General features: G+C 59.2%; 21 protein-coding genes. 10 read left to right on the top strand and 11 right to left on the bottom strand.

Annotation, left to right across the window (positions count from 1 at the left end):
• Window positions 1–278: 278 nt before the first annotated feature.
• Window positions 279–1,379 carry a glycine betaine monooxygenase reductase subunit gene (gbcB, locus tag PSH84_RS26270; RefSeq protein WP_122566620.1) on the top strand — a complete coding sequence of 367 codons (1,101 nt, stop codon included), beginning with the start codon at window positions 279–281 and terminating at the stop codon, window positions 1,377–1,379.
• Between the two features lie 219 nt (window positions 1,380–1,598).
• Here gbcB and PSH84_RS26265 read toward each other — a convergent pair whose 3' ends face one another.
• Window positions 1,599–2,639 (bottom strand): threonine aldolase family protein, encoded by a 1,041-nt coding sequence (locus tag PSH84_RS26265; RefSeq protein ID WP_305481999.1) that lies wholly within the window; start codon window positions 2,637–2,639, stop codon window positions 1,599–1,601.
• Between the two features lie 275 nt (window positions 2,640–2,914).
• Here PSH84_RS26265 and PSH84_RS26260 point away from each other — a divergent pair, with 275 nt between their 5' ends.
• From PSH84_RS26260 to fdhA, 8 genes are all read left to right on the top strand, one after another.
• A complete protein-coding gene (locus PSH84_RS26260) occupies window positions 2,915–3,619 on the top strand; it encodes a TraX family protein (protein WP_305481998.1) in 705 nt (234 codons plus the stop codon).
• A 316-nt stretch (window positions 3,620–3,935) separates the two neighbouring features.
• On the top strand, window positions 3,936–5,189 hold the full coding sequence (glyA, locus tag PSH84_RS26255; RefSeq protein WP_003206308.1) for a serine hydroxymethyltransferase: 1,254 nt from the start codon (window positions 3,936–3,938) through the stop codon (window positions 5,187–5,189).
• Between the two features lie 21 nt (window positions 5,190–5,210).
• On the top strand, window positions 5,211–6,461 hold the full coding sequence (locus PSH84_RS26250; RefSeq protein WP_003177603.1) for a sarcosine oxidase subunit beta: 1,251 nt from the start codon (window positions 5,211–5,213) through the stop codon (window positions 6,459–6,461).
• Between the two features lie 14 nt (window positions 6,462–6,475).
• Window positions 6,476–6,805, top strand: a complete 330-nt coding sequence (locus tag PSH84_RS26245; protein WP_122566624.1) for a sarcosine oxidase subunit delta — start codon at window positions 6,476–6,478, stop codon at window positions 6,803–6,805.
• Window positions 6,802–9,819, top strand: a complete 3,018-nt coding sequence (locus PSH84_RS26240) for a sarcosine oxidase subunit alpha (protein ID WP_305468716.1) — start codon at window positions 6,802–6,804, stop codon at window positions 9,817–9,819. The genes PSH84_RS26245 and PSH84_RS26240 overlap by 4 nt, the downstream gene beginning before the upstream one ends.
• Window positions 9,820–9,979: 160 nt before the next feature.
• Window positions 9,980–10,612 carry a sarcosine oxidase subunit gamma gene (locus PSH84_RS26235; RefSeq protein WP_122566626.1) on the top strand — a complete coding sequence of 211 codons (633 nt, stop codon included), beginning with the start codon at window positions 9,980–9,982 and terminating at the stop codon, window positions 10,610–10,612.
• A 182-nt stretch (window positions 10,613–10,794) separates the two neighbouring features.
• Window positions 10,795–11,652, top strand: coding sequence for a formyltetrahydrofolate deformylase (gene purU / locus PSH84_RS26230; RefSeq protein ID WP_060740301.1), 858 nt, complete (start codon window positions 10,795–10,797; stop codon window positions 11,650–11,652).
• 171 nt (window positions 11,653–11,823) lie between these two features.
• The gene (gene fdhA, locus PSH84_RS26225; RefSeq protein WP_122566627.1) at window positions 11,824–13,023 is read left to right on the top strand and encodes a formaldehyde dehydrogenase, glutathione-independent; all 1,200 of its coding nucleotides are present in this window, start codon (window positions 11,824–11,826) and stop codon (window positions 13,021–13,023) included.
• 98 nt (window positions 13,024–13,121) lie between these two features.
• Here fdhA and PSH84_RS26220 read toward each other — a convergent pair whose 3' ends face one another.
• From PSH84_RS26220 to PSH84_RS26195, 6 genes are all read right to left on the bottom strand, one after another.
• Window positions 13,122–14,150, bottom strand: a complete 1,029-nt coding sequence (locus tag PSH84_RS26220; RefSeq protein WP_305481997.1) for an RHS repeat-associated core domain-containing protein — start codon at window positions 14,148–14,150, stop codon at window positions 13,122–13,124.
• Between the two features lie 121 nt (window positions 14,151–14,271).
• Window positions 14,272–15,282: an RHS repeat-associated core domain-containing protein gene (locus PSH84_RS26215; protein WP_305481996.1), complete on the bottom strand. Its 1,011-nt coding sequence runs from the start codon at window positions 15,280–15,282 to the stop codon at window positions 14,272–14,274.
• Window positions 15,283–15,310: 28 nt separating this feature from the next.
• Complete coding sequence (locus PSH84_RS26210; RefSeq protein ID WP_122566629.1) at window positions 15,311–15,523, bottom strand: cold-shock protein; 213 nt, start codon at window positions 15,521–15,523, stop codon at window positions 15,311–15,313.
• A gap of 191 nt (window positions 15,524–15,714) precedes the next feature.
• Window positions 15,715–15,987, bottom strand: a complete 273-nt coding sequence (locus PSH84_RS26205; RefSeq protein WP_305481995.1) for a hypothetical protein — start codon at window positions 15,985–15,987, stop codon at window positions 15,715–15,717.
• 306 nt (window positions 15,988–16,293) lie between these two features.
• A complete protein-coding gene (locus PSH84_RS26200; protein ID WP_305468713.1) occupies window positions 16,294–16,869 on the bottom strand; it encodes a hypothetical protein in 576 nt (191 codons plus the stop codon).
• Between the two features lie 106 nt (window positions 16,870–16,975).
• Window positions 16,976–17,395, bottom strand: a complete 420-nt coding sequence (locus PSH84_RS26195; protein ID WP_305468712.1) for a DUF3757 domain-containing protein — start codon at window positions 17,393–17,395, stop codon at window positions 16,976–16,978.
• A gap of 300 nt (window positions 17,396–17,695) precedes the next feature.
• Here PSH84_RS26195 and PSH84_RS26190 point away from each other — a divergent pair, with 300 nt between their 5' ends.
• The gene (locus PSH84_RS26190) at window positions 17,696–18,271 is read left to right on the top strand and encodes a DUF2780 domain-containing protein (protein ID WP_305468711.1); all 576 of its coding nucleotides are present in this window, start codon (window positions 17,696–17,698) and stop codon (window positions 18,269–18,271) included.
• A gap of 35 nt (window positions 18,272–18,306) precedes the next feature.
• On the opposite strand, the gene PSH84_RS26185 is transcribed toward PSH84_RS26190, so the two are convergent.
• The 4 genes from PSH84_RS26185 to yihG all read right to left on the bottom strand — a co-directional run bounded on the left by PSH84_RS26185 (window position 18,307) and on the right by yihG (window position 22,073).
• Entirely contained in the window at window positions 18,307–18,702 is a 396-nt protein-coding gene (locus PSH84_RS26185) for a DUF3757 domain-containing protein (RefSeq protein ID WP_305468710.1), read from the bottom strand.
• Window positions 18,703–18,949: 247 nt separating this feature from the next.
• The gene (locus PSH84_RS26180; RefSeq protein ID WP_305468709.1) at window positions 18,950–19,939 is read right to left on the bottom strand and encodes an RHS repeat-associated core domain-containing protein; all 990 of its coding nucleotides are present in this window, start codon (window positions 19,937–19,939) and stop codon (window positions 18,950–18,952) included.
• A gap of 150 nt (window positions 19,940–20,089) precedes the next feature.
• A complete protein-coding gene (locus tag PSH84_RS26175) occupies window positions 20,090–21,100 on the bottom strand; it encodes an RHS repeat-associated core domain-containing protein (protein ID WP_305468708.1) in 1,011 nt (336 codons plus the stop codon).
• A 79-nt stretch (window positions 21,101–21,179) separates the two neighbouring features.
• Window positions 21,180–22,073, bottom strand: coding sequence for a 1-acylglycerol-3-phosphate O-acyltransferase, YihG family (yihG, locus tag PSH84_RS26170; protein ID WP_305468707.1), 894 nt, complete (start codon window positions 22,071–22,073; stop codon window positions 21,180–21,182).
• Between the last annotated feature and the right edge of the window lie 280 nt (window positions 22,074–22,353).

Raw genomic sequence — 22,353 nt, 5'->3', positions numbered from 1 at the left:
ATCCTCGTGGCCCTCTAAGCGGAGCCGGTGAAAATGACTAATCGGTTGTGCTACGCAAGGCAGAAAACTTTGTTTATCTGTTGGGGCGAGTGTGGGGCCGCGCAGGGGCCGAACCTTATCCATGGGCGACATGGCCCAATCTGTTCCCGACGCGCAAGCCCCGGTAGTTAAGGGCTGGTCGCGATAAGTATGTGAATGTCGCAGATAGGTAAATGGTCACCCAGGCGCCTGCGCACAATCGCCATCATGAAGGCCGACAGTCGGCCGTGGAGATCAGCATGTCCAATAACTTCCTGAACCCGGTCACCACCCAGACCTGGGCCAATGGCCGACATATCGTACGTTGCGTCAAAGTCATCCAGGAAACCTGGGATGTGCGCACCTTCTGCTTCATGGCCGACCAGCCGATCATGTTCTTTTTCAAGCCGGGGCAATTCGTCACCCTGGAGCTGGAAATCGAAGGCCAGCCGATCATGCGCTCCTACACCATCTCCAGCTCGCCGTCGGTGCCCTACAGTTTCTCGGTAACCATCAAGCGCGTGCCGGGGGGCAAGGTGTCCAACTGGTTGCATGACACCCTGCACGAAGGTCAGGAGCTGGCGGTGCACGGGCCGGTGGGGTTGTTCAACGCCATCGACTTCTCCAGCCCCAAGGTGCTCTACCTCAGCGGCGGCGTCGGCATTACCCCGGTGATGTCCATGGCGCGCTGGTACTACGACACCAACGCCAATGTCGACATGACCTTCATCCACAGCGCCCGCTCGCCCAAGGACATCATCTATCACCGCGAGCTGGAGCACATGGCGTCGCGGATCGACAACTTCAGTTTGCACCTGATCTGCGAAAAGCACGGTCTTGGCGAACCCTGGGCTGGTTATCGCGGCTACCTGAACCACAAGATGCTCGAGCTGATGGCGCCGGATTTCCTGGAGCGCGAGGTGTTCTGCTGCGGCCCGACGCCGTACATGAACGCGGTCAAGCGTCTGCTGGAAACCGCTGGCTTCGACATGAAGCGTTATCACGAGGAATCCTTCGGCGCCACGCCACCGGAAGCCCGCGCCGACGCCGTGGAACAGGCCGAACAGGCGGCCGACGCGCCGGAAGTCGATGCTGCGGACCTGCACTTGGTGGAATTCACCTCTTCGGGCAAGAGCATCCGCGTGGGGCCGGGCGAAACCGTACACGCCGCAGCCGCCAAGCTCGGCATGATGATCCCCAAGGCCTGCGGCATGGGTATCTGCGGCACTTGCAAGGTGCTGAAGCTGGGCGGGGAAGTGGAGATGGAGCACAACGGCGGGATCACTGAAGACGACGAGGCCGAGGGTTACATCCTGTCGTGCTGCAGCGTGCCGAAGGGGGATGTGCGGATCGATTTCTGACCTGCCCATCCGCGTAGCGGTGAGCACCTCCTGTGAGATCAAGACCTGTGGGAGCCTGTGGGAGCAAGCTGTGGGAGCAAAGCTTGCTCGCGATGCAGACGACGCGGTCCATGGGAGACCGCGTCGCTTTCATCGCGGGCAAGCCTTGCTCCCACAGGCTTTGCTCCCACAGTGAGCCCCTTTCACCACGGGGGCATGACAGGCCGGGGGACGGCTTTCCTAACCCGCCATCACTTCCCGAACATCCGCCGCCAATTCCCGCACTCGCGCCTCTTGCGTATCCCACGAGCACATGAAGCGTGCGCCGCCCTTGCCGATGAAGGTGTAGAAGCGCCAGCCCTTGGCGGTCAGCGCGGCGATGGCCGGTTCCGACAGTTGCAGGAACACGCCGTTGGCCTGGACCGGGAACATCAGTTCCACGCCAGGAATGTCGCTGACCAACTCTGCCAGCAATTGCGCGCAGTGGTTGGCGTGGCGGGCGTGCTTGAGCCAGGCGTCGTTCTGCAACAAGCCGACCCAGGGCGCGGACAGGAAACGCATTTTCGACGCCAGTTGCCCGGCCTGTTTGCAGCGGTAGTCGAAGTCTACGGCCAGGTCATGGTTGAAGAACAAAATCGCTTCGCCCACCGCCATGCCGTTTTTCGTACCGCCAAAGCACAACACGTCCACACCGGCCTTCCAGGTCAGGTCGGCCGGTGAGCAGCCGAGGAAGGCGCAGGCGTTGGAAAAGCGTGCGCCGTCCATGTGCAGGTTCAGCCCCAGTTCCTTGCAGGTGGCGCTGATGGCGCGGATTTCATCCGGGGTGTAGACGCTGCCGACTTCCGTGGCCTGGGTCAGGGTCACGACCCGAGGCTTGGGGTAGTGGATGTCCTGACGCTTGAGGGCGATCTCACGGATCGACTCGGGGGTCAGCTTGCCGTTTTCGGTGCGTGCCACCAGCAGCTTGGAACCGTTGGAGAAGAACTCCGGTGCGCCGCATTCGTCGGTTTCGACGTGGGCGGTTTCCGAGCAGATCACGCTGTGGTAACTCTGGCACAGCGAGGACAGGGCCAGGGAGTTGGCCGCAGTACCGTTGAACGCGAAGAACACTTCGCAGTCGGTTTCGAACAAGGCCCGGAAATCGTCCGCCGCGCGGTGGGTCCACTCGTCGTCGCCGTAGGCGCGTTGGTGACCCTGGTTGGCTTCTTCCATGGCCGCCCAGGCTTCGGGGCAAATGCCGGAATAGTTGTCGCTGGCAAACTGTTGACTCTTGTCGGTCATGGCCTTGCTCCTTGAATAGAGAGTCCTGGGTAAAGAGATCCCTGGCGGAATGCCCGGGTGGGGCGTTCCCTGGTTCGGCGTGTTTGGGTCCACAGCGCCGTGGTCGATCATGGTTCGGCGTGCTTGAGTCCGTCGCGCCGTGGTCGATCATGGCTCGGCGTGCTTGAGTCCGTCGCACCGTGGTCGATACTGGTGCGCACTTTACCCAAGATTAGCGGGGGAACACACCGGATGTTTCTGTCAGAAAATCACAAAGTCATCGGGCCGCTGCACGCATGAGTCGGCGCGACGGTGCCCTGGACCTGCTCAAATGGCTGGCATTGTTGTCGATGGTGCTCGATCACCTGCGATATGTCGGTTTTTCCGTCGATTGGCTGTACGTGCCGGGACGCCTGGCATTCCCGTGGTTCTGCCTGGCGATGGCGGCGAACCTGGCGCGCGACGGTGCCAGCACCGCTCCATGGCGTTACCTGGGCTGGTTGTTGTTATTCAGCGCCGTCAGCGAAATCCCCTACCGCTTGTTCATTCCTGGCCCTTCCACGCTGAACGTCATGCCGACGCTGGTGCTTGGGCTGGTTGTGGCGCGCTGTTGGCAGACGCCCACCTTAGAGGCGCGATGCCTGGCGGTGACGGCGTTGCTGCTGGCGGCGCTGTTTTCGTCGCAGCTGATGTTCGGTTTCTTTGGTGTGTTGCTGCCGTTGGCGATGTTGCTGGTATTCAAGCGTCCTTTGTATATGGCCTTGTTGCCGGGGCTGGTCTGCGTGGCGGCCAATCAATGGCGGGTGTTGTATGGCGCGGCGTGGCTGGGGGATGGGGTGGCGCTTTGGGGGTTGGTGGCCTGCCTGATCGCGCCATGGCTTGGGTGGGTGCTTTTGCGACACGCGGGTCGTTTTCATCCACCGGCGATGCGGCGTTGGGCCTATGGCCTCTATCCCGCGCATTTCCTGGCCTTGCTCGCGGTTCGCCAGATCGCCGCATAGCCCTGTGGGAGCAGCCTTTTGGGAGCAATGCCAGTGGGAACAATGCCTGTGGGAGCAAGGCTTGCCCGCGATGAAAGCGACGCGGTCTTCCATGGACCGAGGCGCCTGGATCGCGAGCAAGCTTTGCTCCCACAGTGCTATCGCGCAGCCCTTGCTCCCCGACTCTTTGAGCGCATGTCGTAAACGCACCTTTGCGTGGCGTCCATAGGCATTTGACATGCCTGCGCCAGCCATACCATCGCATCCAAAGGGCACGACCGAATGGTCCGTGCCTCACCGAGACGAAAGGCGCACTGCCGCCGCTGGGAGAGACGCGATGTTCAGCAAACAAGATCAAATTCAAGGCTACGATGATGCGCTGCTGGCGGCGATGAACGCCGAAGAGCAACGCCAGGAAGATCACATCGAGCTGATCGCGTCGGAGAACTACACCAGCAAGCGCGTGATGGAGGCCCAGGGCAGCGGCCTGACCAACAAGTACGCCGAAGGTTATCCAGGCAAGCGCTACTACGGTGGCTGCGAGCACGTCGACAAAGTCGAAGCCCTGGCCATCGAGCGCGCCAAGCAGTTGTTCGGTGCCGATTACGCCAACGTCCAGCCGCACTCCGGCTCTTCGGCCAACAGCGCCGTGTACCTGGCCCTGCTGCAGGCCGGCGACACCATCCTGGGCATGAGCCTGGCCCACGGCGGTCACCTGACCCACGGTGCCAAAGTGTCGTCCTCGGGCAAGCTCTACAACGCGGTGCAATACGGCATCGACACCACCACCGGCCTGATCGACTACGACGAAGTCGAGCGCCTGGCGGTCGAGCACAAGCCGAAAATGATCGTCGCCGGTTTCTCCGCTTACTCCAAGACCCTGGATTTCCCACGTTTCCGCCAGATCGCCGACAAGGTCGGTGCCCTGCTGTTCGTCGACATGGCCCACGTGGCTGGCCTGGTTGCCGCCGGTCTGTACCCGAACCCGCTGCCGTACGCCGACGTGGTCACCACCACCACCCACAAGACCCTGCGCGGTCCCCGTGGCGGCCTGATCCTGGCCAAGGCCAACGAAGAAATCGAGAAGAAGCTCAACGCCGCGGTATTCCCGGGTGCCCAGGGCGGCCCGCTGATGCATGTGATCGCCGGCAAGGCGGTGTGCTTCAAGGAAGCGGCGGAGCCTGGCTTCAAGGCTTATCAGCAGCAAGTGATCGATAACGCCCAGGCCATGGCTGGCGTGTTCATCAAGCGCGGCTACGATGTAGTGTCCGGTGGCACCGATAACCACCTGTTCCTGGTCAGCCTGATCCGTCAGGGCCTGACCGGCAAGGATGCCGATGCTGCCCTGGGCCGCGCCCACATCACCGTCAACAAGAACGCCGTGCCGAACGACCCGCAATCGCCATTCGTGACTTCGGGCCTGCGCATCGGTACTCCGGCGGTGACCACCCGTGGCTTCAAGGTTACCCAGTGCGTCACGCTGGCCGGCTGGATCTGCGACATTCTCGATAACCTCGGCGATGCCGATGTCGAGGCCAATGTCGCCCAGCAAGTGGCGGCCCTGTGCGCGGACTTCCCGGTTTATCGCTGAGTCGGTTTTGGAGTAATGACTATGCAACGCTATTCGGGCTTCGGCCTCTTCAAACACTCACTCAGCCATCACGAAAACTGGCAGCGGATGTGGCGCACGCCGACCCCGAAAAAGGTCTACGACGTGGTCATCGTCGGCGGTGGCGGGCATGGTCTGGCGACCGCCTACTACCTGGCCAAGGAACACGGCATCACCAACGTGGCGGTGGTCGAGAAGGGCTGGTTGGGCGGCGGTAACACCGCGCGCAACACCACCATCGTGCGCTCCAACTACTTGTGGGACGAATCGGCCCACCTGTACGAACACGCGATGAAACTCTGGGAAGGCCTGTCCCAGGACCTGAACTACAACGTGATGTTCTCCCAGCGTGGCGTCTACAACCTGTGCCACACCCTGCAGGACATCCGTGATTCCGAGCGTCGCGTCAGTGCCAACCGCCTCAACGGCGTGGACGGCGAGCTGCTCAACGCCAAGCAAGTGGCCGACGAGATCCCGTACCTGGATTGCTCGAAAAACACCCGCTACCCGGTGATGGGCGCCACCGTCCAGCGTCGCGGCGGCGTGGCCCGTCACGATGCCGTGGCTTGGGGCTTTGCCCGGGCGGCGGACGCCTTGGGCGTGGACCTGATCCAGCAGACCGAAGTGATCGGTTTCCGCAAGGAAAACGGCGTGTGCATCGGCGTGGAAACCAATAAAGGCTTCATCGGCGCCAAGCGCGTCGGCGTGGTGACTGCCGGTAACTCCGGGCACATGGCCAAGCTCGCGGGCTTCCGCCTGCCGATCGAATCCCACCCGCTGCAAGCGTTGGTGTCCGAGCCGATCAAGCCGATCATCGACAGCGTGATCATGTCCAACGCCGTACACGGCTACATCAGCCAGTCCGACAAGGGCGACCTGGTGATCGGTGCCGGTATCGACGGCTACAACGGCTACGGCCAGCGTGGCTCGTACCCGGTGATCGAACACACGGTCCAGGCCATCGTCGAGATGTTCCCGGTGTTGTCCCGCGTACGCATGAACCGCCAGTGGGGCGGCATCGTCGACACCACGCCGGACGCCTGCCCGATCATCTCCAAGACCCCGGTGCCGAACATGTTCTTCAACTGCGGTTGGGGCACCGGCGGCTTCAAGGCCACCCCGGGCTCGGGCAACGTCTTCGCTGCCAGCCTGGCCAAGGGTGAAATGCACCCACTGGCCGCGCCGTTTTCCATCGACCGTTTCCACAACGGCGCACTGATCGACGAACACGGCGCTGCTGCCGTCGCCCACTAACAGGAGAAATCCCTATGTTGCACATCTTCTGTCCTCACTGCGGCGAACTGCGCTCCGAAGAGGAATTCCATGCATCCGGCCAGGCGCACATCCCGCGCCCGCTGGATCCGAACGCCTGCACCGACGCAGAGTGGGGCGACTACATGTTCTTCCGTGACAACCCACGCGGGTTGCACCATGAACTGTGGGACCACGTCGCCGGTTGCCGTCAGTATTTCAACGTGACCCGTGACACCGTGACCTACGAGATTCTCGAAACCTACAAGATCGGCCAAAAGCCGCAGTTCACCGACAAGGCTGACAGTCCGAAAGCGGCTGCACAGGCTCTGGGAGAGAAGGTATGAGCCAGATCAATCGCCTGTCCAACGGCGGACGGATCGACCGCAACAAAGCGCTGAGTTTCACCTTCAACGGCCAGACCTACAAAGGCTTCGAGGGCGATTCCCTGGCCGCTGCGCTGTTGGCCAACGGTGTCGACATCATCGGCCGCAGCTTCAAGTATTCGCGGCCGCGCGGCATCTTCGCCGCCGGTGCCGAAGAGCCGAACGCGGTGCTGCAGATCGGTGCCACCGAAGCCACGCAAATCCCTAACGTGCGTGCCACGCAACAGGCGCTGTACCAAGGCCTGGTCGCCACCAGCACCAACGGCTGGCCGAACGTCAACAACGACATGATGGGGATTCTCGGCAAGGTCGGCGGCAAGCTGATGCCGCCGGGCTTCTACTACAAAACCTTCATGTACCCGCAATCGTTCTGGATGACCTACGAGAAGTACATCCGCAAGGCCGCAGGGCTGGGTCGCTCGCCGACCGAGAACGATCCGGACACCTACGACTACATGAACCGTCACTGCGACGTGCTGATCGTCGGTGCTGGCCCTGCAGGCCTGGCCGCCGCGTTGGCCGCCGCTCGCAGTGGTGCGCGCGTCATCCTGGCCGATGAGCAGGAAGAGTTCGGCGGCAGCCTGCTCGACTCCCGCGAAAGCCTGGACGGCAAGCCGGCGACCGAATGGGTGGCCGCTGTTGTCGCTGAACTCAAGTCGATGCCGGACGTGGTACTGCTTCCACGCGCCACGGTGAACGGTTACCACGACCATAACTTCCTGACCATCCACGAGCGCCTCACCGATCACCTCGGCGACCGCGCACCGATCGGCCAGGTTCGCCAGCGCATCAACCGCGTTCGCGCCAAGCGCGTGGTGCTGGCGACCGGTGCCTGCGAGCGTCCACTGGTCTATGGCAACAACGACGTGCCGGGCAACATGCTGGCCGGCGCGGTGTCCACCTACGTGCGTCGCTACGGCGTGGCACCGGGCAAGAAACTGGTGCTGAGCACCAACAACGACCACGCCTATCGTGTGGCTCTGGACTGGTTCGACGCCGGCCTGCAAGTGGTGGCCGTGGCCGATGCCCGCAGCAATCCGCGTGGTGCGCTGGTGGAAGAAGCCCGCGCCAAGGGCATCCGCATCCTCACCGGCAGCGCCGTGGTCGAAGCCCGTGGCAGCAAGCGCGTCACCGGGGCACGTGTTGCCGCGATCGACGTTCGCGCCCACAAAGTCACTAGCCCTGGCGAGTGGCTGGACTGCGACTTGGTGGCCAGCTCCGGCGGCTACAGCCCGGTGGTCCACCTGGCTTCGCACCTGGGCGGCAAGCCGATCTGGCGTGAAGACATCCTCGGTTTCGTACCGGGCGAAGCACCGCAAAAGCGTGTGTGCGTTGGCGGTGTGAACGGCGTCTACAGTCTCGGCGACAGCTTGGCCGACGGTTTTGAAGGCGGCGTGCGCGCGGCCAGCGAAGCCGGCTTCAAAACGGTGGAGGGCGTGTTGCCCAAAGCCCTGAGCCGTCACGAAGAACCAACCCTGGCGCTGTTCCAGGTGCCTCACGAAAAATCTACTGCACGGGCGCCGAAGCAATTCGTCGACCTGCAGAACGACGTCACTGCCGCCGCCATCGAACTCGCTACCCGCGAAGGCTTCGAGTCGGTGGAACACGTCAAGCGCTACACCGCACTGGGCTTCGGTACCGACCAGGGCAAACTGGGCAACGTCAACGGCCTGGCCATCGCGGCCCGTTCGCTGAACGTGAGCATCCCGCAGATGGGCACCACCATGTTCCGTCCGAACTACACGCCGGTGACTTTCGGTGCGGTGGCTGGCCGGCACTGTGGGCACATCTTCGAACCGGTGCGCTTCACCGCGCTGCATGCATGGCATGTGAAAAACGGTGCCGAGTTCGAAGACGTCGGCCAGTGGAAGCGTCCTTGGTACTTCCCGAAGAACGGCGAAGACATGCATGCCGCGGTCAAGCGCGAATGCAAGGCCGTGCGTGACAGCGTTGGCCTGCTCGATGCCTCGACCCTGGGCAAGATCGACATCCAGGGCCCGGATGCCCGCGAGTTCCTCAACCGCGTGTACACCAACGCCTGGACCAAGCTCGACGTGGGCAAGGCCCGCTACGGCCTGATGTGCAAGGAAGACGGCATGGTCTTCGACGACGGCGTAACGGCCTGTCTGGCGGACAACCACTTCCTGATGACCACCACCACGGGCGGCGCGGCACGCGTGCTGCAATGGCTGGAAATCTATCACCAGACCGAATGGCCGGACCTGAAGGTGTACTTCACCTCGGTCACCGACCACTGGGCAACCATGACCCTGTCGGGTCCCAACAGCCGCAAGCTGTTGAGCGATGTCACCGACATCGACCTGGACAAGGACGCGTTCCCGTTCATGACCTGGAAGGAAGGCCTGGTGGGCGGCGTGCCGGCGCGGGTGTTCCGGATCTCGTTTACCGGTGAACTGTCGTACGAAATCAACGTGCAGGCCGACTACGCCATGGGCGTGCTCGAGCAGATCGCCGAGGCCGGGAAGAAGTACAACCTGACCCCGTATGGCACCGAGACCATGCACGTATTGCGGGCCGAGAAGGGCTTCATCATTGTCGGTCAGGACACGGACAGCTCGATGACGCCGGATGACTTGAACATGGGCTGGTGCGTCGGCCGGACCAAACCGTTCTCGTGGATCGGCTGGCGTGGCATGAATCGCGAAGATTGCGTGCGTGAAGACCGCAAGCAACTGGTGGGCCTCAAGCCGATCGACCCGAATGTCTGGCTGCCGGAAGGTGCGCAACTGGTGTTCAACACCAAGCAGGCGATCCCGATGACCATGGTCGGTCACGTGACCTCCAGCTACGCCCACAACTCCTTGGGTTATTCATTTGCCATGGGTGTGGTCAAGGGCGGCCTCAAGCGGATGGGCGAGCGAGTGTTTGCGCCATTGGCCGACGGCAGCGTGATCGAGGCAGAGATTGTTTCTTCGGTGTTCTTCGATCCGAAGGGGGATCGGCAGAACATTTAAACCTTAAGCCCTGTGGTGGGGGCATGTGGGAGCAAAGCTTGCTCGCGATGCAGGCGACACGGTAACCATCAGACCGCGTCATCGTTCATCGCGGGCAAGCCATGCTCCCACAGCCCCACGCATCGGCAGGTCAAAGCAGAATTCAAGACAGGTGCTCCATATGACCGCAGTCAACGTGTACCAACAACGCCCAACCACCGGGGCCAAGGCCGAGTCGTCGCTGCACCATGCCGACCTCGCCAGCCTGGTGGGCAAGGGTCGCAAGAACGCCGGCGTGACCGTGCGCGAGAAAAAACTCCTGGGTCACCTGACTATTCGTGGCGACGGCCACGACCCGGCGTTCGCCGCCGGCGTGCACAAGGCCCTGGGCCTGGAATTGCCAGGCGCCCTGGCCGTCATCGTCAAGGGTGAAACCAGCCTGCAATGGCTCGGCCCGGATGAGTGGCTGCTGGTGGTGCCCACTGGCGAAGAGTTCGCCGCCGAGCAGAAACTGCGTGACGCCCTCGGCGACCTGCACATCCAGATCGTCAACGTCAGCGGCGGCCAGCAGATCCTCGAGCTGTCCGGCCCGAACGTGCGCGACGTGCTGATGAAATCCACCAGCTACGATGTACACCCAAGCAACTTCCCGGTGGGCAAGGCCGTGGGTACGGTGTTCGCCAAGTCGCAACTGGTGATCCGCCACACCGGCGAAGACACCTGGGAACTGGTGATCCGCCGCAGCTTCTCCGATTACTGGTGGCTGTGGTTGCAGGATGCCGCGGCGGAGTATGGGTTGAGCGTGCAGGCCTGAAGCACTGCAATCTTTGTGGGAGCAAAACTGTGGGAGCAAAGCTTGCTCGCGATACAGGCGCTTGAGTTCCAGATAGACCGCGTTGTTTTTATCGCGAGCAAGCTTTGCTCCCACAGATAAATCCTCCGCCACAGGTTCTGTGTGTGGCGGGGGGTTATCCATAACGAACAGGAGTCACCGCAATGAGCCGCGCCCCAGACACATGGATCTTGACTGCCGACTGCCCCAGCGTGCTCGGCACGGTGGACGCGGTGACCCGCTTTCTGTTCGAGCAGGGCTGCTATGTCACCGAGCACCATTCCTTCGACGACCGGCTCTCGGCGCGTTTCTTCATTCGCGTGGAGTTTCGCCAGCCCGACGGTTTTGACGAGCAGGCCTTTCGCGCCGGCCTGGCCGAGCGTGCGCAAGCCTTCGGCATGGTCTTCGAACTGACGCCGCCCAACTACCGGCCCAAAGTGGTGATCATGGTCTCCAAGGCCGATCACTGCCTCAACGATTTGCTCTACCGCCAGCGCATCGGCCAGTTGTCCATGGACGTGGTAGCCGTGGTCTCCAACCATCCCGACCTCAAGCCGCTGGCCGACTGGCACCAGATTCCCTACTACCATTTCCCCCTGGACCCGAACGACAAGCCGGCCCAGGAGCGACAGGTGTGGCAGGTGATCGAAGACACCGGTGCCGAGCTGGTGATCCTTGCCCGCTACATGCAAGTGCTGTCGCCGGAGTTGTGCCGCAAGCTCGACGGCAAGGCGATCAACATCCATCACTCGCTGCTGCCGGGCTTCAAGGGCGCCAAGCCGTATCACCAGGCCTACAACAAAGGCGTGAAACTGGTGGGCGCCACGGCGCACTACATCAACAACGACCTGGACGAGGGCCCGATCATCGCCCAGGGCGTGGAAGTGGTGGACCACAGCCACTATCCCGAAGACCTGATCGCCAAGGGCCGGGACATCGAAGGGCTGACCCTGGCCAGGGCCGTGGGGTATCACATCGAAAGAAGGGTGTTCTTGAACGCCAATCGCACGGTCGTTCTTTAGAACGACATCGCGAGCAAGCTCGCTCCCACAGGGAGTACGCGATCAACTGTGGGAGCGAGCTTGCTCGCGATGAGGCCCTTCAGACAACAAAGACACAAGCACTACCCGAGCAATCAACGCGCTGCCTGCCTGGGCAACGCAGTTCCACAAAAACAACAGCGAGGTGAAAGCATGTCTGGTAATCGTGGTGTCGTGTATCTCGGCAACGGCAAGGTCGAAGTACAGAAAATCGACTATCCAAAAATGCAGGACCCGCGCGGCAGGAAGATTGAGCACGGTGTCATCCTGCGCGTGGTCTCCACCAACATCTGCGGCTCCGACCAGCACATGGTCCGCGGTCGTACCACTGCCCAGACCGGCCTGGTCCTGGGGCACGAGATCACCGGTGAAGTGATCGAAAAGGGCAGCGACGTCGAGAACTTGAAAATCGGTGACCTGGTGTCGGTGCCGTTCAACGTCGCTTGCGGGCGCTGCCGTTCCTGCAAGGAGCAACACACTGGCGTCTGCCTGACCGTCAACCCGGCCCGTGCCGGCGGTGCCTACGGTTATGTGGACATGGGCGACTGGACCGGCGGCCAAGCTGAATACGTGCTGGTGCCATACGCCGACTTCAACCTGCTGAAACTGCCGGACCGCGACAAGGCCATGGAGAAAATCCGCGACCTGACCTGCCTGTCCGACATTCTGCCGACCGGCTACCACGGCGCCGTCACCGCCGGTGTTGGCCCTGGCAGCACGGTCTACATCGCTGGTGCCGGCCCGGTTGGCCTGGCGGCCGCCGCTTCCGCGCGCCTGTTGGGCGCGGCGGTGGTGATCATCGGCGACGTCAACCCGGTTCGCCTGGCTCACGCCAAGGCCCAGGGTTTCGAAATTGCCGACCTCTCCACCGACACCCCGTTGCACGAACAGATCGCCGCGCTGCTGGGCGAGCCTGAAGTCGACTGTGCCGTCGATGCGGTAGGCTTCGAAGCCCGCGGCCATGGCCATGACGGCGTCAAGCACGAAGCCCCGGCCACCGTGCTCAACTCGTTGATGGGCGTGGTCCGCGTCGCCGGCAAGATCGGCATCCCCGGCCTCTACGTCACCGAAGACCCGGGCGCCGTCGATGCGGCGGCCAAAATGGGCAGCCTGAGCATCCGCTTCGGCCTGGGCTGGGCCAAATCCCACAGCTTCCACACCGGCCAGACCCCGGTGATGAAGTACAACCGCCAACTGATGCAGGCGATCATGTGGGACCGCATCAACATTGCTGAAATCGTTGGCGTGCAGGTGATCAGCCTGGATGACGCGCCGAAGGGTTATGGCGAGTTCGATGCGGGCGTGCCGAAGAAGTTTGTGATTGATCCGCATAAGTTGTTCAGTGCGGCGTAAGGTTGGAAGCAAGACGGGAGAAGGGCGACAGTGATGTCGCCCTTTTTATTTTCATGATGAATGGAGCTTTTCAATCGCCGCTTTTCGATTGGCCTTGGTTAGGGGGGCGACGGCTCTGCGTCCCTGATAATTTCACCGCGTGTTTGTCCTGAATACCAAAATTTCGACTGTGTATAGGTGGGTGGCGGTGCGGGAGTCGGGGGTAGCAGCCCCTCAATTCTTTGCCGATACCTCTCCAAGTCGTCACGATACTTGTTTCGGTTGTGCTGTATGTCTTCCAGAAGTTTAGAAAATCCAGTGCGTCTATTACGAGGTACTCGCCCCAACTTAATGATGTGGGCTGCTTGTATCTCTTGTTTAATAATATTGGTGCTGTCGTTGATAAGAGACCGCTCGAGCTGCCAGATGTCTGCATCGATAATGTCTGAAGTCAAAGGCCGTTTCGGTGAAAATTGCACCATAGGCTGTTTGATAAAATCCCCAGGCACTTTCTTGAACGAAATACGCAATTTGACGCCGTGAACCATAAAAATATCTTTAGGTGTCCTGATTCCTACCCAATTAACAAGTCCTTTGAAGGGGCTGGTAATAATATTGAAATGCCCCGTTGGATCGCTCTTATTAATGGGGTCGCCCTGGCCATACGCGTAAGGATTCAACCCACCTTTTCCAAATGGGCTCATCGAATCCGGACTATTGAACCGCATCAGCGTTGGGTTAAACGCCCGATAACCATTCCCCAATAAATAGTGCCCGGTCACCGGGTCCGGCCGTTCGCCGTTGAAGCCGAGCAGGCTGAGCAAGCCGCTTTGCGCAGCGTGATGACCGTAGGGGGTGTAGGCGAGGGGATGAGGTTGCGTGGCATCGAGCGCATGCAATACCGAGCGTTGCGGATCGGTGCCCAGCAAGGTGGTTTCGACGACGCCATCCTGGCGCTGTTGTTGGGCCAGGAGCTGGTCGTCCTGCTGGAAAATCGATCGTTGTACCGAGCCCTGGATTTCGCTGGTCAGACGCTCCTTCAGGTAGAAGCGCTGGGTGCGGGCCTGGGCCGATGGCGTGGAATCGGCCAGGCGATCCAGTGGGTCGTAGCGGTAACGGCAGAGCAAGGTTTCATCTGTGGAGGACATGGGCTTTGCTCTGTGAGAAATACAGATAGCACTATCATGTTCAGGCAGAAGGCCGGTTGTCTAGCTAGCAGAAGTGTTAGGTGCGGCTGCGTGGCCTATCTCCAACGATAGACCTAATTACTTATCGGCTTGGGTCTCTTATTGAGCTGGCATCTTGCGAAATTTTGTGATGCACATTGGCATTGGCATTGGCATTGGCATTGTTTTGAATGGAGGCGGTGGACGAGTGCTTTTTATATGTTGCACTTGGTTGAACAGGTGGTTTTTTTTTCTGCGATATTCCCCCAATATTTAAAAGGTTTTCTTTTATCTTCGGCCACAGCGGGCCGGCTTTTCGCGCGGTGCGTAGGGCGATGACACCGCGGGCAGCGGCTCCTCCCACTAACGCAGCCGTGCCTGCGGCCGAAACATAGGCTCCGATCGGCCTGCCTGCCAGCTGCATGATTGCTCCGACAGCACTAGCTATGGACCCAGACAGACTGATACGGGTAGCCACCAGCGCAATTCCCGTCACTTTAGGCCCTAGAATCATCCCCGCAGGAACAATGCTGTGCAGTGCAATAGTTAAACCGCGTTGTACGGCAGTCAATATTGATATGGCGAACTCGCCCGTTGGGTCTGCGTGGTTAATAGGGTCTCCCAAAGCATAGGCGTAAGCGTTTACTCCACCTTTATTAAATGGGCTGCGCCTGTCCGGGCTATTGAACCGCATCAACACCGGATTGAACGCTCGATAACCATTGCCCAACAAATAATGCCTGGTCACTGGGTCCGGTCGTTCGCCGTTGAAGCCGAGCAGGCTGAGCAAGTCGTTTTCCGCAGAGCGGTGGCCGTAGGGGGTGTAAGCGAGAGGATGAGGCTGTGTGGCATCGAGCGCATGCAATACCGAGCGTTGCAGGTCAGTGGTGAGCAAGGTGGTTTCGACAGCATCATTCTGGCGCTGCTGTTGCGCCAGGAGTTGCTCGTCCTGCTGGAAAATCGATCGTTGTACCGAACCCTGGATTTCGCTGATCAGGCGCTCCTTCAGATAGAAACGCTGGGTGCGGGCCTCGGCCGATGGTGTGCAATCGGCCAAGCGATCCAGTGGGTCGTAATGGTAGCGGCAGAGCAGCGTTTTGCGGTTCGCCGACATGGGGTCGTTCTCTGGAATGGAAGTCGCTTTATTCCGGCGTCACTCTCGTGGCCTGCATGCCTTTGTCGCTCTTCTCGATTTCAAAGAAGACCGTTTGCTTCTGTTTCAATGTTCTATAACCCTCGCCGGCTATCGCCGAGTAATGAACGAACAAGTCCTCGCCTCCTTTGCCGCAGGTAATGAAGCCATAGCCCTTTGCATCGTTAAACCATTTAACGGTTCCTTTGATTCGGTCGTTCATTTTTATTATTCCTGTTTGCCCGAATGATGAAAGGCACAGGGACTGTGGTTTGCCCATAGCCTTGTTTTTTCGTTGTCACGGCTGCAGCTTAGGGACCGTATGAACAGCTGCCTACTGTCAACGTTGACAGTAGGCAAGACCGAGAGGGAATAAGGGCTTGCGCGTTGATAGTCGGATGACTGCCGCCGCGGTCAGGCCATGGCGTGTGCCTGCAAGCGTCGGCCAATCACATCCAGCACATCGCAGCCGTCGCGCAACGGAATCGCCAGGAGCAGGGCGAAGTCGTGGAGGACGACGGCGTCGGAACTGAGCTCTTCGCGAAAAGCGATGTTTTCCAATAGTTGGGTCACGGCACTGATGCGGTAGGCAGCGGTTTCGTGGAGGACGTCGAGGGGGGCCTGGGTGTCGATGAGCAGGGCGGCGGGGGAGCAGTCGACGTCGGTGAGGGGCATGTATCGGTTCATGGCTAGAGCCTTTATTGATTAATAAAATTTGGACTTCAGGCCGTAGTGTTTCGAGTCGCCAAACCCGAGTCGCCATGTGGACGACGGGACGAACTATAGGCATCGCCGATTGGCTGGAGCAAGGCTCGCTGTTGCGAGGGATTTCCCAAGTAGTTGTAAGATTTTTAGTCGTGAGTATTCACGTATGTACACCGCCCCATTGTGGCGAGGGAGCTTGCTCCCGCTCGAGTGCGAAGCGCTCGCCGTTGGTATCCGAGAAGCGGGGGCCGCTTCGCAGCCCAGCGGGAGCAAGCTCCCTCGCCACGGTTACTGCCGGGCCGTTGCGGTCTCGACCCGTTCGCAGAATTCAGGGTAGAACCCTTTGGCGCTAGGGCCTTGGCAATAGGTTTGCGCCTGGGCCAGGGCGTCGGCGCTGAAACTCAGGCTGCGAGGCATGCCGGCAAAGGTTTCGTAGCCGCCTTGTTGGGTCTTGATGGCGTCAAACCCCCGCATGTCGTAGACCAGTTCCACGTCATCATCGGCAAGGATCCGCGCCTTGACCGTCACTTGCGTGTACTGCTTGCCCCCTGGCGCACCATTGAGCGCCGCCAGGCCGTGGCCGACAACCCGCAGCATATGCGGAACCCAGGGCTCGCAGTCATCCGCGCAAGTGCCAGGACGGTAGCGCACGGTCAGCGTGTGTTGGTCGCCGGTCACCTCGGTCAGGGTCGGGTCGGAGCGCTTGATGCGGTGCTCGATGGTCATCCAGGTCTTTTGTTCTTCGCTGGTGCCATCGGCCAGTTCTGGATTCAGCGGGCCGCGCTGGCATTCGTTGACGCCCAGGACGATGAGCATGCCGGTCAGGATGACCGCGAGGGTGGCGCCGCCGATTTTTACGTTCATGGACACACTCTGCTGGAGGAAACCGCACTGTACGGTAAATGGTGCAGGCGATGGCAGAGTGCTTAGAGTGGTTGTACTGGAACAGTGACGCGGTTGCCATTACCGATCAATAAATCAAGTTGAAATAGTCGCCGTCCATCAACCTGCACATTCGGGTATCCGCGCTTTCGCAGCGATTGCTCACCCACTTTGAAAAGGCCGGTTCCAGGATTTGTTGCTCTTCCAACTTCAGATTGATTGCCCCGTACCTGCACGTGATGGTCGCTCGGGTGGCCGCATGCTCGTCGTCATCTCTATGGATAACGTACTCGGCCCCTTCGAATTGCAACGATACCGGGTCGACCACGTCCACCAGGCTTTCGCTTTCCCATTCGTGCTCGTCCTGTACATCGACGAAGAAAATATCTTCCACCGATTCGATGTTTCTATGGATGTCAGTGACGGCGGGGCAGGTTATTTCACCGGCATGGACGGGGCCGATAATCAGCAAAAGCAAGATCGCGCCTCCAGCCAGTATTTTTTTCATGTGCCAGGCTCCAGGGCTCAGTTCGACGATTCACGGCTTGGTCGGGCGGGCTACTGTCTATGTTGGCAATCATTTATGTCAATTTAGAACTGTATAGGGATATTTGGTAACTTTTGGCTATATAAAAAGTGCAGGTTTCGTTAAATTCAGACGCTTCTGACGGCCTATGAAGAATTTTCTGTAATGGCTATCGGCCACCCATGTAATACGTTTAGGAACAATCATCGTCCGTACCAGTCCAACGCACGCTTTACGCCGCTCTTTATGGGCGGCTTTTTCATGCTCAAGAGGATGTCCCGGATGAAGGTTTCACGAGGTTTTGCACTGTCTTGGTTGTTGATACTGGCCGCCAGCCCGGCCTTCGCGCAGTTCAGCCTCAGCGATGCCGCCAATGTGGTGTCGGCCATGCAGGGCAGCTCGGGTGAGGAAGAGGGCGCCGTAGCCGCCGCGCCGAAAGCGGCCGGGTTGCTCAACACCCTGGGATCGGAACTCAAGATCACGCCGGAACAAGCCATCGGCGGCGCCGGTGCGATGCTGGGGCTGGCGAAGAATCGGCTCAGCGAGCCGCAGTTTTCCGAGTTGAGCAAGAGTGTGCCGGGCCTGGATCAGATCGCCGGAAACAGCGCCATCGGCGGGCTCAATGGCCTGGGCGGTTTGCTCGGTGGCGGGTCGGACAAAAATGCCTTGCTCGACGGCCTGCTGGGTAACGTCAAGGACACCGGTGACCTGAACAATGCCTTCAGCGCGCTGGGCATGGACAGCGGCATGATCGGCCAGTTTGCCCCGATTATTCTGCAGTACCTTGGTCAACAGGGGGTTGCCGGTTCGTTGTTGCAGAACCTGGGCGGTATTTGGGGGAGCGGCGCGGGGGTGTGATGAGGGTGGCGACATCTAAAATCCGCCACGGGGTATCAGAATTTCAAGCTGAAGTAGTCGGTGTTCATCCGTCTACATGTGTTGGTGTCCCGGCTGGCGCAACGGTTGGCCGCTGAGGGCAAAGACGTCGGCTGATAATCCAGCGTGAGATTGTTCTCGCCGTAATTGCAAGTGATGGTCACTCTCCTCTGTGTCAATTCATCTTCGTCGGGTTCATGGATCGCGAACTCGGCGTCGTTGAGTTGCTGTACCGCTGGGTTGGCCTCCTGTTCCAGGTCCTGACCCTGCCATTGGCGGTCATCCTGGATTTCTACTGTTTCAGTGGTGCCATGGATCTGTATCGCAGCCGGACAAGTGACTTCTCCGGCATGAACATGGCCGATGATCAGCAGGCACATTCCAGCGCCGCCGTCAGTTATAAAGTTTCGCATTGGGTTGTCTCCACAATGTGTCCCGGCGACATGTTTGCGGCTGTGGCTGGCGAGGGATACTGTCAGAGTTGACAGTTTTTTATGTTGATTTGGAATTAAAATTTGCTGTTTTTACTCGTGGCGGTTGCTAAATGAGTTCGGCAAGCTTGGGCAAAATAATCTGGGCTGATCAGGCCCCGTTTTGCACCAAAAGTTAGAAAATCAGATTAAATGGGCTTGCTGATCTCTTGGTCGAGACTCGTTAACGTTATTTCCTGACGCGTCCTGTTGGTGAGTCTTGCCCTGATTGTTCGCTAACAGCAGATCGGAAAAGTAAGCCGGTTTCACCATAGGCATAGTCAATATCTAATTGGTTTATTGCAAGTGGAGAGTGTGGGAATTCACGGTGATATACCCAGGCGGCAGTACTGAAATCTCTGTGTAATTCTTGGATTCTCCATTCAAGTTTGTTGACTTCGGCTTGGAAGTGTTGCTGGTTGTTTGCGAGTAGCTGGTGTTGTGACTCTATTGTCTTCTGCTGCTGTTCGATGATGTTTTTTTGTGAATCGATTATTTGCATTAATTCATCTTGCTGCGCAGCGGTGTGGGGTGCGGATTTCTGAAGTGGGATTGGATTTAGACTTTCCCTTAATGTGCTTACCTCTGGCTCCTTTCCTAGAATGAGTTTTATGTTTTGTCGTATCCATTGCCATCTCAACCCCGGCACATGCCCGGTCCGGTCCTCCCTGTTTGTAGGGTCTCCCCAGCAATACGCATACGCATTCAACCCACCCTTTCCAAACGGACTCCAACTGTCCGGGCTGTTAAACCGCATCAACACCGGATTGAACCCGCGATACCCATTCCCCAACAAATAATGCCCGGTCACCGGATCCGGCCGTTCGCCGTTAAACCCAAGCAAACTGAGCAAGCCGTTTCCCGCTGGGCAATGGCCATAGGGTGTATAGGCGAGGGGATGAAGCCGGTTCGCATCGAGTACATTCAACACCGAGCGCTGCTGATCGGTCGCCAACAGGGTCGTATCGACCTTCGCATTCTCGCGCCGAAGTTGCGCCAATAACTGGTCGTCATGCTGGAAAACGCTTCGCTGCACGGCACCCTGTATCTCCGTCGCCAATCGGCTCTTGCAGTAAAACCGCTGAATTCCAGCTTCAGCAGAAGGCGCACAATCGACCAGACGATCCAGCGGGTCGTAGCGGTAGCGGCACAACACGGTTTCACGAGGGGCAAAAGGCATGCTCCGAACTCCATGCAAGATTCAAAAAACCGGACCTCCAGCATCGGAGGTTTTTCAGCGGTTGCTCACTATCGAAACTGCTAATGTTTGGGGGGCAAGCATCAAAGACTATCGGCCGAGCTTCGATCTTTGTCATCCTCCGACTGGTTTTTATCCCTCGCGTATAAATTCCTGTACATCGGTGATATCAGAGAATTTTATTTTTGTCGCCCGAGGCGGACTAAAGTCCTTGATTTTGTTTTGATTGTGAAATTTGCGGGCGACATTGAAGTATTGTTTTTTTAAAGGTCGTCTCATTTCTGAGTTTTCTATTGTCTTTGCTATTATTTGTGATTCTGTTAGTTGAGGGTTGGTAGAGCTAGCGGGGATGTATGAGGGGTCAATACGAATTCTTTTTTGACGGAGGCTCTCTAGCTCGCCAGGCAGTGTGAGTAGCTCTTCGGGTCTCCCATCCTTTGGAGTCGTTATTTGTAGGTTTTTTATAGTGTTGTCTTGGGCTTGAATGAGTGACGAGTTTAACGAGTGTGAGCTTGGTTGGGTCGCGATAACTGTTGGTGTTTGAATCGTGGTTTTGTGGGCTTTTGGAACTCTATTGAATAGTCTCCTAAAGTATTTCCCGATCCTCCAAACATGCCCTGATGGATCCACGCGGTTTCTCGGGTCCCCTGCGCAATAGCCATACGCATTCACCCCCCCTTCCCCAAACGGACTCCAACTATCCGGGCTGTTAAACCGCATCAACACCGGATTAAACCCCCGATACCCAATTCCCAACAAATAATGCTCCGTCACCCGATCCGGCCGTTCGCCGTTAAACCCAAGCAAACTGAGCAAGCCGTTTCCCGGTGGACGATGGCCATAAGGTGTATAGGCGAGGGGATGGAGCCGGTTCGCATCGAGTACATTCAACACCGACCGCTGCTGATCGGTCGCCAACAGGGTCGTATCGACCTTCGCATTCTCGCGCCGAAGTTGCGCCAATAACTGGTCGTCATGCTGGAAAATACTACGCTGCACCGCGCCCTGTATCTCCGTGGCCAATCGGCTCTTGCAGTAAAAGCGCTGAATACCGGACTCAGCAGAAGGCGCACTATGGACCAGGCGATCCAGCGGGTCGTAGCGGTAATGGCACAATACGGTTTCGCCAGAAGTGGAAGGCATGCTCTGTGCTCCGTGCAAGGTCCAAAAACCGAGCCTCTAGCATCGGAGCTTTCTCAGCCGCTGCCTACTATCAGAACTGTTAGGTTCCAATCCCTTCGTTGCGCAACTCAGCGATGCGCCGGTCCTTTTCAGTCCAGAGCTTATTAACCCAGTCCTGCACGTGCTGGCGAAACACCGGGTCGTTTTCGTAGTCGCCCTGCCACAACGCCGGGTCCAGTTCGCGGGTCTGGATGTCGATGATGACCCGCGGCACCGCGCCGCTGATCAAGTCCCAGAACCCGGGAATGCGCGCTTGCGGATAGACCACGGTCACGTCCAGTACCGCGTCCAGTTGCTCGCCCATGGCCGCCAGCACGAACGCCACGCCACCGGCCTTGGGCTTGAGCAGGTGGGTGAAGGGCGATCGCTGTTGTTGGCTTTTGGTGGCGGTGAAGCGGGTGCCTTCGAGGTAGTTGACCACGGTGACCGGTTGGCGCTTGAACAGCTCGCAGGCGGCCTTGGTGATTTCCAGGTCTTTGCCGGCCAGTTCCGGATTTTTCGCCAGGAACGCCTTGGTGTAGCGTTTCATGAAGGGGTAATCCAGTGCCCACCAGGCCAGCCCCAGGAACGGCACCCAGATCAGTTCCTTCTTGAGGAAGAACTTGAAGAACGGCGTGCGCCGGTTGAGGGTCTGGACGAGGGCGGGGATGTCCACCCAGGATTGGTGATTGCTGATCACCAGGTAAGACGTATCGCTGCGCAGCTCTGCGCCGCCGCGGATGTCCCAGTGGGTGGGGATGCACAGGGCAAAGATCAGCTTGTCGATCTCGGCCCAGGTCTCGGCGATCCACATCACCGCCCACGAGGCATAGTCGCGAAAGCGCCCGGGCAGGACCAGTTTGAGCAGGGCGAACACCATCAGCGGCCCGAACAGCACCAGGGTGTTGAGCAACAGCAGCAGGGTGACGAAACAGCCGGTGAGCAGGCGGCGCATAGATGACTCTTGCAAACGGGTGGGCGGGCCATGATAAGCAAGCTTCAGGTGGTAGGCCAAATCCGTGTGGACGAAAGTTTCACTTGGGCTTGGCTAAACTGGGCTGGCTTTTTGTGGCGAGGGGATTTATCCCCGTTGGGTTGCGAAGCAACCCCCAAAACAGTCAACTCGAATAGCCAGGTGTACCGCGATGTCAGGCTCTCAGGGGGCGCTTCGCACCCCAGCGGGGATGAATCCCCTCGCCACAGAGGTAGCGCTTGGCTGGAGTTTCTCTTGACCA

The sequence above is a fragment of the Pseudomonas beijingensis genome, from assembly GCF_030687295.1.
Classification (GTDB): domain Bacteria; phylum Pseudomonadota; class Gammaproteobacteria; order Pseudomonadales; family Pseudomonadaceae; genus Aquipseudomonas; species Aquipseudomonas beijingensis.
This window is presented reverse-complemented; position numbering and strand designations above follow the sequence as displayed.